Genomic DNA, 12102 nt, shown 5'->3' with positions numbered 1-12102 from the left:
CAAAGACGCTCAAATTAAAGTAAACGCTGGAGAAGAGAGAAGCTCAAGGAATGTTTAACGCTCACCAAGTATTGTAAGGGCGTTTTAAGCTACATGCCAATATCGTTTTGCAATAAAAACAAAAGGATGATATAATAGTATTCAAAACAGAACATATGTTCTTAAGTAGGAGGTTTGTAATGGGGCAGACTTACGAAGTCAGCAGCATACAGGTATTGGAAGGCCTTGATGCCGTTCGCATGCGGCCGGGAATGTATATCGGTTCAACCGGCCAGCGGGGGCTTCATCATCTCCTTTGGGAGATTGTGGACAATGCAATCGACGAAGCAGCCAATGGCTTTGCATCCAGGATTTCGGTTACAATCCACGAGGATAACAGCGTAACGGTGGAGGATGACGGCAGAGGAATACCGGTAGACATACATCCGGCCCTGGGGATACCGGGAGTGCAGGTGGTGTTTACCCACCTCCACGCCGGTGGAAAGTTTAACAACGAAAATTACAGGTTTTCAGGCGGCTTGCACGGCGTGGGTGCATCGGTGGTGAACGCCTTGTCGCGATGGCTGGAAGTGGAGGTAAAGAGGGACGGAAAGCTTTACCGGCAGAGGTTTGAGAGCGTATACGATCCGCAGCTTAAGAAAGTTGTTGCAGGCAAACCCGTTACCCCCCTGGAGGTAGTGGGTAGCGCTACTGGAACGGGCACCAAGGTGCGATTCCTTCCGGATGATCGCATATTTGAAGACGTGCGCATGAATGCCGATATCGTTTCAAGGCGGCTTAAGGAACTGGCCTATTTGAATGGCGGAGTGACCATAGAGTTTTGCGATGAGCGCATAAAAGACGCTGGTAGCAGGCGCACTTTTTGTTATAATGGCGGTATCGTTGACTTTGTAAAGTATCTGAACGAGGATAAAAACGTGCTTCATAGCGATGTCATATATATTGAAGGTGAGAAAGAAGGTATATTCGTTCAGATTGCCATTCAGTATACCGACTCTTACACCGAGAGCATTTTCTCGTACGTGAACAACATTCCTACTACCGAGGGGGGTACACATGAAACGGGCTTTAAGTCGGCCCTCACCAAGGTGTTGAACGACTATGCCAGGAAGTACAATTATTTAAAGGATAAGGACCCCAATCTTTCGGGGGAGGACTTCAGGGAAGGCATTACCGCGGTTATCTCCCTCAAGATGAACAACGTACAGTTTGAAGGGCAGACCAAGACCAAACTGGGCAACACCGAGGCAAGGGCGGCCATGGAGGCCATTGTCTCCGAGCAGCTGGGCAATTACCTTGAACAGCCGGCCAACAGCGAGACGGCGAAGCTGATCATAGAAAAAGCCATAAAAGCGGCCAAGGTCAGGGAAGCGGCCAGAAAAGCCCGTGAAATTGAGCGAAAGAAAAGCAATCTGGAAGGAGCGCCCCTGGTTGGCAAGCTGGCCAGCTGTACCGGCAGGGACCCCAAATTAAACGAGCTGTTTATCGTGGAGGGCGAATCGGCCGGAGGATCGGCCAAGCAGGGAAGGGACAGGAGGTTTCAGGCAATACTCCCTCTGCGTGGCAAGCCGCTTAACGCCGAGAAGAAGAGGCTGGATCAGGTGCTGAGCAATGAGGAGTTTGCCACTATCATCTCCGCACTGGGCACAGGCATTGGTGAGGATTTCAATATAGCCAACCTGAAATACCACAAGGTGATAATACTATCCGATGCCGACCAGGACGGGGCACACATACGGGCCATTTTGCTCACCTTCTTTTTCCGCTACATGAAGGAGCTTATAACCAACGGCCATCTGTATATCGGCTTGCCGCCTTTGTACAGGGTTACCGATGGGAAGAGAGAGGAATACGTTTACAACGATGAGGAGCTCAAGAGAGTCGTAAAGAGTATGGGCAAGAGGTACACTATACAGCGCTATAAGGGCTTGGGAGAGATGAACCCTGAGCAGCTGTGGGAGACCACAATGAATCCTCAAAAGAGGAAGATAATACAAGTGACGGTGGAGGATGCGGCCGAGGCCGACAGGCTGGTAACCATTTTGATGGGTGATAAGGTTCAGCCGCGAAAGGAATATATAAGCGCTTATGCCAATTTCAATAAAGTAGACGTTTTGCAAGAGATGGGAGTGTAGTTGAGGTATGGCATCGAAAAGGATGGATAACGAATTTGTGCAGAATCAGGACAACGTGATTCAAAAACCCTTGGAAGAGGTCATGCATGAGTCCATCATCCCATATGCCGAGTACGTGATTATGGAACGGGCGCTGCCCAGGGTGGAGGATGGGCTTAAGCCGGTGCAGCGGAGGATACTTTATACCATGTACGAGTTGGGCCTCACACCTGATAAGCCACACCGTAAGTCGGCCAGAATCGTGGGCGATACCCTGGGTAAATACCACCCTCACGGCGATGCATCGGTGTATGAAGCAATGGTGAGGATGGCGCAGGATTTCAACATGAGGGCATTGTTGGTGGACGGGCATGGTAACTTTGGCTCCATCGATGGGGATACGGCTGCCGCCATGCGTTATACCGAGGCGCGCCTCACGCCTCTGGCAATGGAGATGCTGAGGGATATCGATAAGGACACCGTCAAGTTCAGCCTGAACTTTGATGATACCCTGAAGGAGCCCGACATGCTGCCGGGGAGATTCCCCAATGTGCTGGTCAACGGCGCTTCGGGCATAGCCGTGGGTATGGCCACCAATATACCCCCTCACAATCTGGGCGAAGCCATAGACGCAGTGATAGCTCAGATGGAAAACCCAGATATTTCGCTTGATGAGCTGCTCAAAATCATGCCGGGACCGGATTTCCCCACCGGGGGGATTATAATAGGTCAGGATGAGATAAAAAAGGCATATGAGACCGGGCACGGCAAGTTTTTCCTGAGGGCTAAGGTAGAGGTGGAAAATGCTCCGGGCGGGAAGAAGCTGCTGGTGATAAAGGAGCTGCCTTATCAGGTTAACAAGGCCGCACTGCTGGAGAAGATTTTAAATTTGAGCGAGGAGAAAAAGGGTGTATTGACCGGAATTGCTGACATTCGCGATGAGTCGGACAGGCAGGGCATACGCGCCGTCATTGAGCTTAAAAAGGATGCCGACCCAGAAAAGATCCTCAATTATCTGTATAAATATTCCGATCTGCAAGTTTCATTTGGAATTAATATGGTGGTCATTGCCGATGGGAAGCCGCAGCAGCTGGGGCTGAAAGCAATTATAGATTACTACATTCGCCATCAAAAGGATGTGGTGACACGCCGCACCAGGTTTGAGCTGGACAAGGCTAAGGCTCGACAGCATATACTAGAAGGGCTCATGGTGGCCATACAGAACATAGACGAGGTGATAGCTGTTATTCGTTCATCCGAGAATCCCGGTAAGGCAAAGCAGAAGCTAATGGATAAATTTAATTTGACTGACGTTCAGGCCCAGGCCATATTGGACATGAGGCTTCAAAAGCTTACTGGTCTTGAGATATCAAACCTCAAGAAGGAGTATGAGGACTTGACCAGGCAGATACGGCGGTTGGAGAGCATACTCTCATCGGAACAAGCCTTGATCAAGGTGATCAAAAAAGAGCTGCTTGAGATAAAGGAAAAGTATGCAGATCCCCGCAGGACAAAGATAATTGAGGATGTCAAGGAAGCCGAGATAAACGCCGAGGACTTGATATACGTTGAGGATGCCGTTATCACCCTTTCTCATAACCAGTATATAAAGAGGGTTCCGGCCAAGTCGTACAGCCGCTCCAGCCGCGATGTCGAAAGCGTTGAGACCGGTGACGGGGATTATATAGAGTTTGTGGTTGAGTCGGCCACCGACCATAAGGTGCTTATCTTTACAGATGTAGGCAACTGTTATACCCTGGCCTGCAGTGACATTCCGGAAGGAAAATGGCGTGACAGGGGCGTGCCGCTGTATACGCTGGTCAATTCCCTTGAGGGCGGAGAAAAGCCGGTGGCTGTACTCTCTGTAAAAGAGTTTGCAGAGGATCAATATGTACAGTTCTATACAGCCATGGGCATGATAAAGAGGACGCCGCTTATCGAGTACGATGCCAAAAAGACCAGGATACAGGCCTGCGGGCTCAATGAGGGAGACAAGGTGGTGGCAGTCGAACTGACTCGCGGGGATAAAGACATCATGCTCATTACCAGTCAGGGGATGAGCATCCGTTTTCACGGGGATGAAGTGCCAAGTGTGGGCAGGACCGCCAAAGGCGTCAAGGCCATGAGGCTTAAGGAGGATGACGAGGTGATCTTTGCCACCGAAGTGGATGACGAAGGAGAAATTGTGGTGGTCACCGATAGGGGATTCGTAAAGCGAACCCTTCTGGTGGATTACCAGCCACAGGGACGGGGCGGCGTCGGCTTTAAGACCATCCGCTTTGCCAGGAATAAATCCAACGGCCGATATCTGGTTGCTGCCTTCTACGTTAAGGAGCCCTATGAAATCATCCTGCAGCAGGAGGATGGCACGGTGACCAGGGTGAGCACCGAATCCATTGCTATAACCGAAAGGGATGGGACAGGAGAGGCGGCCGTACTGGTTTTGATGGACAACGAGGTGTGCGCGGCGTATAGGAATTATAAGGATTAGGGTGAAAGTTAAAGTGTTCAGTAAATTAAAATAAAGGTGAGGTTATACGGCCATGCCTAAATTGCCTGACAGGCACTCTGCAAAGTGGTTTTTTGTTTTAGCGGCTTTATTTTTTTGACATTTGTATCTTTAATTCTTTTAAAAATGATTTTAAAAATGATATTGGAAGCTGATATTAGTTTTAAAAATATTTAAAAATATAATGGTTTTATACTGCTGGCTGCAATTGTTTCTTTAAATTAATAACTATAGAGGGCTGTTTGGGCTTTAAGGTCTATTTTTATCTTTTTTTATCGAATATTGCAGGCATGGTATACATGTTATATCTTGCTGTAAACCGTCCGGCTACAGGTTGGACTGATCTGGTTGCAGTTATGGTGTATATGTTCATTATGGGAATAGGTATGTTGCCTGGAATAGCAGTGCAGTTGATATTGTTTTTCACAAAGAGATGACAAAGGTATATACACCACATGCTTGGTGAATACTAGAAAACAAAACATAAAAAAGGTGTAGAGGGGTACTTTGTAGTCTAATCCAGCAATTTAAGTTTTCAAAGGTCGGTTACACAAAACCAATATTTAGATTTGTAGACTAAAATCACAATTTAAAAAATTTTGAAAAATCCAGGACAGTACGACTACGTAAAATTATACGATAAGTGTGTAACAGAAACAGAAGGGGAGATGTTTTAATCTCCCCTTGATAGTCATATTTTTTGAACTATTACGTTTAGCCATTTCTCATTTTCTCTTCCTTTACGAACATCATTGGTTATCAACATTTCGAGAAGGCGGAAATAAGGATGTCTTTCTATCAAATCAACAAAACTGTTACAATCATAATAATTGAATAATCTTCCATCTTCAGCTGTATTTTCTTTATTTCCGTATTTAAAGGAAGCATATAATATTCCGCCTTTTTTCAATGCATTGTAAATTTTACCAAGAATATCGTCGATTTCGGATCTTGATACATGAAGCAATGAAGCGCAAGCCCAGATACCATCAAATTCTTCAATGAAATTTATTTCTTCAAAGGTCATGTGCAGTGTTTCTTTACCGGTATATTTACTTGAAATCTTTACCATTTCGATAGAGCCATCTACTGCTAAAACATCATATCCCTTCTCTAAAAAATATTTGGTATCACGTCCTGAACCACAACCTAAATCTAGTATTTTACCACCTTGCGGTATATACTTTAAAAATAATGCGTATAGATGTTGCATGTTTGCATCCTTTGTGTTTAAAAAGTATGTTATAGCATTTCTGTTGTAATAATCAATTGTTTGATTCATCTTCAATTCTCTCCTTGTAATATCGTTTTACCCTATAAAGTATTGCATCCTTAAAATGTTTTATAAAATCCTCGTTGTCGATAAAAGGTTCAAGTTTTTTTGTAAGACAAAACAGTTCTCCATCCCGGTAGAAAAGGTTGGGATGGGATAATAGCAAGAATTTTTCAGGATTTTTTCTTGAAAGTGATAAATATTCCTTTTTCCCCCATTGCTTATATTCCTTTGTACTTTTATGCCTTAAGAGGTCGATTCCATTGGAGGGGTTTGAATAAAATTCCTTGAAGCTTTTGTATATATCATCTGGTGTTACTGAAAGTTTTAACTTTCCATTATTGTAAAAAGCAAGCAGTAGCGGAATCTTATAGCTTTTAGTCATAGCGGTAGTTTCAATGCACCTGATAAATTCATGTGCAACTGTGTTGTAAAGAGATTTTTCACGTTCTGTGAGTTCATTGTTCACATGTAAAAAATAGATGTAATCATTGAATATATTTAGATTACTATATCGCTTCATATTTTCATATATTGAGCTATCCATGTATTTAAATAGATCTTGCCTCATAGGTCTATACCCTAGTAGATCTTTTATTCTTTTATATTCGTCATAGATTAAATCTTGTATTCTCTTTACAGCCTCGGCCTGTTTTTTAAAGATATCTATTATTCTGAAATCAAAGTCTACTACACAATCCTGTGGAAAATCAAATTCATCCTGTGAGAAGCTCATTTTCTTTATCTTTTCTGTGTCGTATTTATCGCCACTGAGCAAAAACGGTATTAAATTGGCCTTTTTATAATTCCCTATAAAGTCCAGTACTGTAAGGTAATATTTCCCTTTGGATTTTCTTAGACCTCTTCCTAACTGCTGCAGAAAAACTACCGGTGATTCTGTTGGTCTTAAAAACATTACCATGTCGATTTCGGGTACATCTATTCCTTCATTAAACATGTCAACCGTAAAAATGACATTTATTTCTCTTTTCTTAAGCTTATCAATGGCCTTTTCTCTATTAAGAGCATTTTTTCCCTGTTCGCCACTGTAAACTGCACATGCTCTTATACCATGCTGATTAAAATAATCTGCCATAAATTCGGCATGGTTTCGCGATGAACAAAAAGCAACAGTCCTTTTCTTGTTAAATTTCAAATAGTTTTTCAAAATTAAATCCGCTCTTTTGTGAAGCATCAATGCCTTTTCAAGCTCGTCTTCTTTGTATTTACCATTTACAATAGGAATGTGCGTAAAGTCGGTTTCATCGTAGATTCCATAATACCGGAAAGGAACAAGGTATCCCTTATTTATTGCTTCTTTTAACCTTAGTTCATAAACAACATTATAATCACACAGTTCAAACACGTCTTTGTTATCCAGTCTTTCTGGAGTGGCTGTAAGTCCTAGTAGGAAACGAGGTTTAAAATACTCTATAATATTCAAATAGTACCTTGCAACAGCATGATGGAATTCATCAATGATAATATAATCAAAGTATTCAGGAGAAAAATACAAGGGATTCAAATATTCCTTTTTACCCAGCGTTTGGACAGATGCAAATATTATATCTCTATCTGTTTGTTTGATTTCGGCAAAAAAGAAGCCGGTTGTATCGTTAGGCCGAACTATTTTAAAGGTCCTTTCTGCTTGTTTTAAAATTTCTTCTCTATGAGCAACAAATAATACTCTTTTAAAGCCTATTGAATCAAATGCTGCTAAAAAGGTTTTTCCTATGCCGGTTGCTGCTACCACTATTCCCTTGTTAAATCCTTCTGTTCTGGTTTTTTTGAGTTCGTAAAGGGCCTCAATCTGCGCACCTCTTGGTTGACAATAGGGAATTATTTTTGTGTTGCTTTTTGTGATATCGAAAAAATTGTTTTTTTGTGTTTGATATTCTGTAGCTTCGACTGCTACAGCAGCGTAATTGTTTGCTTCTCCATTTGCATAGAATTCGTTTGTTAATTCTTCTTCTGTTAACTCTTCTTCGATGGATTGTATTTTGGGTTTTTTCCATTTTCGGCTGTATTCCCTTAAAACTTTTTCGGTTATTTCTTCACTGTGCTGATATAAGAAATTGTAAAATTCATTTTTAAAGAAAGAAAAATCCTGGAAATTGGTAGTCTTATCAATTTTATAGTTCCATTCTATTCCATATGTCAGGGCTGATTCAGATATATTTGATGAACCTATAAAAATCTCACCATTGCCATCTTTGTATTCAAATATGTAAGCTTTCGGATGAAAGGGTACATGGTCATACTTAAAAAACCTTAAATCAACATAGTCTCCTAGATTATCTTTAATAAGATAAAGCGCCGAAGGCTGCGTAATGCTAAGATATCTCCCGGTTATAATTCTAATTTTAGCATTTTGTTTTTTGGCTTCTATTAGATCTTCGACGATTAGTCTAACCCCTGATTCCAACAAGAATGAAACGATGATATCTATCTCTACAGCATTTTTTATCGCGTTTCTCAGCTCTGTTAAGAAATCTTGGTTGCCGCCAGTAAAGCATCTGATATTACTTAGGCCGGCTTGCTGAAGAAGGTTTTTGTATCGTTCTTCAATCTTTTTATAAATCTCTTTTATCTGGTTTAATCCAGCTTCATTTATGTAGGAGTCAATTTTAATTGTTTTTTCTGACTTCATAAGACTATTCATTCCCTTGAAAAATTAGTGTTTAATGCTACTTATTAATAAATTATATTGTTATTTCAAGGATTTATCAATAAAAATACGATTCTTTTTCTATAACAAGTAGAAGTTTTGTATATCGGCAATTAAAAATATAAGGCAGCCTGTACTAGACTGCCTTATAATTCTTAACCAGCCTGAATTCTTCTTTCACTTCTTTTGGCGGCTCTTTGGTAAGCAATGATACTACTAATATGGCAATGCATGATGTTACAAATGCAGGAAGCAGCTCATATATTTTGAATATCCCTCCCAAGGGGTTAAGAAACAGTTTCCATATGAACACCGTCGCACCGCCAGAAACCATTCCGGCAATGGCACCTGCCCTGGTGGTTCTTTCCCAGAACAGCGAAAACAGCATGATTGGCCCGAAGGTTGCGCCAAACCCCGCCCATGCAAAGGACACAACTCTGAATATGATGCTGTTTTCGTCCAACGCGATGATCATTGCTATTACGGAGATAACAAGCAGTGTTAGCCTTGTCATGCGCAATACAGTCCTGTCATCCGCTTCTTTTTTGAGGATACCCTGGAATATGTTTTTTGAAAATGACGAAGCGGCTATGAGCAGGTAGGAGTCGGCCGAGCTGATGGTTGCTGCAAGTATTCCTGCCAGGACGATTCCAGCGATTAGTGAGACGAAGAACTCGGTTGACATCAGTATGAAAATATTTTCTGATGCGCTGGGTGTCAGGAATGCTCTAGGATAGAGTATTCTGCCTGTTATTCCTATGACAACCGCTGCTGTAAGCGAGATTATAACCCAAACGGTTGCAATCCTTCTCGAGAATTTGATGTTGCTTGATTTGTTGATTGCCATAAACTTTACCAGCACTTGAGGCATACCGAAGTAGCCCAATCCCCAGGAAAGGATGGATATTATCGATAGCCAATCGTATTTAGCCGGCTCTGTAAATACGGGCATGTTGTTTTCAATTTGCTGCACTCCATTTATAATTTTTGGCTGTGCGATTGAAAATATGTCAAAAAAGCCGGGGATGGCTTCTGCTTTTTCAATTACCAAGGAGATTCCTCCAGCTACAAAAATGCCCGATACCAGGACAACGGTAAGAGCAAAGAACATTATTACTCCCTGCATGAAATCCGATGCGCTTTCTGCCAGAAATCCCCCTATGAATGTGTATGAAACTACAAATAGAGCCCCTACAATCATGCTGTAGATATACCTGGTTCCAAACAGCATGCTGAAGAGCTTCCCGACGGCCACGAAGCAGCTGGCAGCGTATATACTAAAGAATACAAGTATAAAAAGTGCTGCAATGGTCATTATCACTTTTTTATTTTCCTTGAACCTGTTGCTTAAAAAGTCGGGGATTGTTATTGCATCTCCGGAAATGTGGGAATATATGCGCAGCCTCTTTGCCACAAGCAGCCAGTTCAAATAGGTGCCTATACACAGTCCTAATGCCGTCCAAAACGCTTCTCCCAAGCCCGACCAGTAGGCAACGCCCGGAAGTCCCATGAGCAGCCATCCGCTCATGTCGGAAGCCTCGGCAGCCATGGCAGTGACCCACGGTCCCAGGGACCTGCCACCTATGAGGTAGTTATGGCTGCTCTCGCTTGCCCGCTTGGCATAATACACTCCTATGCCAATAACCGCTGAGACATAGATTACCATAGCGATTATGATCTGAAACTTGTCCATATCCATGTTACCATCACTCCTGATTGTTTATGGATTTTACGTAGGTGTACACAATGAATACATTATAAAGCATATTTATGCAGCCACGCAATATGGAGTTTTCAGTGCTTTGACTTCTCCCCGCCCTGGAAGGGGCGAGGATTCTTGACAGCTCCGAATTTCAGGCCGTCTTCCCTACTGGGTGGATATTCCACTCAATAGGGCAACACAGGTGTGGTGTGTACCTCACACCTGTGGGGCAAGCCAATAGCCCTACTACCAGGCTTAAAGAGCCTGTATACTTTCTGTATATGTTTATCGCTCCCACTCCATCCCTGTGATATCTAAAACCACAGCTTTTGCATTCATAGTTCCTGTTTTCTGGCTTGTTTTTGCTACCACACACAGGACAACTCTGTGATGTCCCATTTTCTTTTATAAATTTGACTTCTATCCCCACAAACTCGGCTTTCTCTTCTATCCTTCTTGCTACTCTTCTAAACATCCATTGATGGATTTTTTGATTTGGTACTTTCCCATGTCTTGCCCCATTCCTTATACCCTTCAAATCACCTAATACAATTGTCCCTATACCATTTTTAATACAATACCCCACCAAATAAGATGTGTATTTTTCCAACACATCTCTAATTTGATTGTTAACTCTTCTCAATACTTCCCTCTTTGCTCTCAAAAGCTCTTTGAATTTTCTTGAATCTTTCTGACACTTAGATAATTTTTGCTGAAATTCTCCAAGTTTTTTATTGCGGTATCTTATCTTTGAGTTCAGAATACCACCATTATAGATTAAAACTTTTCTGCCATCAAAACAAACCATCGGATGTATTACTCCAAGATCTATTGCCATGACTCCTGCGGTATTCTCAATTTTTCCTTCTTCTACTTCAACCACAATGTGAAGATAATATTTCTTCTTGTCTTGATGGAAAATCAGCTCTGCATACTTGGGAGCACCTTTTAAACAACACCCTTTTATAACCATTGGTGCTTGTTCCTTCCCATTTGACAAAATCAAGTCTCCATCTTTAAAATGAATTGCGCTTTTCTTAAAAACCACTTTATTATACTTCTTGTTCCTGAATGGTGGTCTTATCTTGGATGTATCTTGGCCTTTCTCCTTTGCCTTTTGTAATTTTTTCAGGTATGCCTGATATGCAGTCCAAAACTGCTGGTATGCTGCCTGTTTGCTTTGACTGTGAAGTTTAAAACTCTTTTGATGCAGCCACCATTCCATATACTGGTCAAATGTCTTTCTCGAAACATGTATCCCTTTTGCTTGTATCCTTTTAAAAAAATTTACTGCTTTAGAGTAGATTTTACCAGATACCATTGAAATTTCTCTCGCTAAATCTTGATATTCTTCTGGAACTGACAAAATATATGTCCTATCTATCCTTTTCTACCTTCTTCCATTGGCTCTCTATATACTTCTTGATGGTTTCGGCAGATACATTACCTGCAGTTGCCACAAAGTACGCTCTTGTCCAGACAGAATCTCTTTGTTTGTACTGGGGAAACTTTTGTCCTATCTTCCTGCCAGTAGCGCCCTTTATAACATTAATAAGTTCGCTTGGAGAATACCTTGGAAGTGCAGAAATAAATAGATGAATATGGTCAGGCATTATTTCAAGTGCTAAAATATCAAACTTGTATGTCTTGGATAGTTCCCTGATTGTTTCTTCAACTGTATTTTTTACCTCAGGGCCTTTTAAAAAGTCTTTTCTGTACTTTGGTATCCAAACAAAGTGGTAGTTGATTAGGAATTTAGCATGTCGTGTGGATTTGTAGGTATTCATTCTAAACCAACCTTCTTAATTCCAAGATTTGGTTTAATTATATCATACT

The 12102-nt window shown here is 41.9% G+C and carries 7 protein-coding genes; 2 read left to right on the top strand and 5 right to left on the bottom strand.

Annotation, left to right across the window (positions count from 1 at the left end):
* Nucleotides 1-179 precede the first annotated feature (179 nt).
* Nucleotides 180-2135, top strand: a complete 1956-nt coding sequence (gene gyrB / locus KVG29_RS01060; RefSeq protein ID WP_252225796.1) for a DNA topoisomerase (ATP-hydrolyzing) subunit B — start codon at nt 180-182, stop codon at nt 2133-2135.
* A 22-nt stretch (nt 2136-2157) separates the two neighbouring features.
* Complete coding sequence (gene gyrA / locus KVG29_RS01055) at nt 2158-4605, top strand: DNA gyrase subunit A (protein ID WP_252225795.1); 2448 nt, start codon at nt 2158-2160, stop codon at nt 4603-4605.
* A gap of 709 nt (nt 4606-5314) precedes the next feature.
* On the opposite strand, the gene KVG29_RS01050 is transcribed toward gyrA, so the two are convergent.
* From KVG29_RS01050 to tnpA, 5 genes are all read right to left on the bottom strand, one after another.
* A complete protein-coding gene (locus tag KVG29_RS01050; RefSeq protein ID WP_252225794.1) occupies nt 5315-5905 on the bottom strand; it encodes a class I SAM-dependent methyltransferase in 591 nt (196 codons plus the stop codon).
* Nucleotides 5889-8546 (bottom strand): DEAD/DEAH box helicase family protein, encoded by a 2658-nt coding sequence (locus KVG29_RS01045; protein WP_252225793.1) that lies wholly within the window; start codon nt 8544-8546, stop codon nt 5889-5891. The genes KVG29_RS01050 and KVG29_RS01045 overlap by 17 nt, the downstream gene beginning before the upstream one ends.
* Nucleotides 8547-8700: 154 nt before the next feature.
* Nucleotides 8701-10263, bottom strand: a complete 1563-nt coding sequence (putP, locus tag KVG29_RS01040) for a sodium/proline symporter PutP (RefSeq protein ID WP_252225792.1) — start codon at nt 10261-10263, stop codon at nt 8701-8703.
* Nucleotides 10264-10417: 154 nt separating this feature from the next.
* A complete protein-coding gene (locus KVG29_RS01035) occupies nt 10418-11650 on the bottom strand; it encodes an RNA-guided endonuclease InsQ/TnpB family protein (RefSeq protein ID WP_420840505.1) in 1233 nt (410 codons plus the stop codon).
* The gene (tnpA, locus tag KVG29_RS01030; RefSeq protein ID WP_252225789.1) at nt 11643-12053 is read right to left on the bottom strand and encodes an IS200/IS605 family transposase; all 411 of its coding nucleotides are present in this window, start codon (nt 12051-12053) and stop codon (nt 11643-11645) included. The genes KVG29_RS01035 and tnpA overlap by 8 nt, the downstream gene beginning before the upstream one ends.
* Nucleotides 12054-12102 lie beyond the last annotated feature (49 nt).

The sequence above is a fragment of the Caldicoprobacter algeriensis genome, assembly GCF_023838525.1.
Taxonomy (GTDB): domain Bacteria; phylum Bacillota; class Clostridia; order Caldicoprobacterales; family Caldicoprobacteraceae; genus Caldicoprobacter; species Caldicoprobacter algeriensis.
The sequence above is the reverse complement of the archived record's forward strand: the minus strand, read 5'-3'. Positions and strand labels throughout refer to the sequence as shown.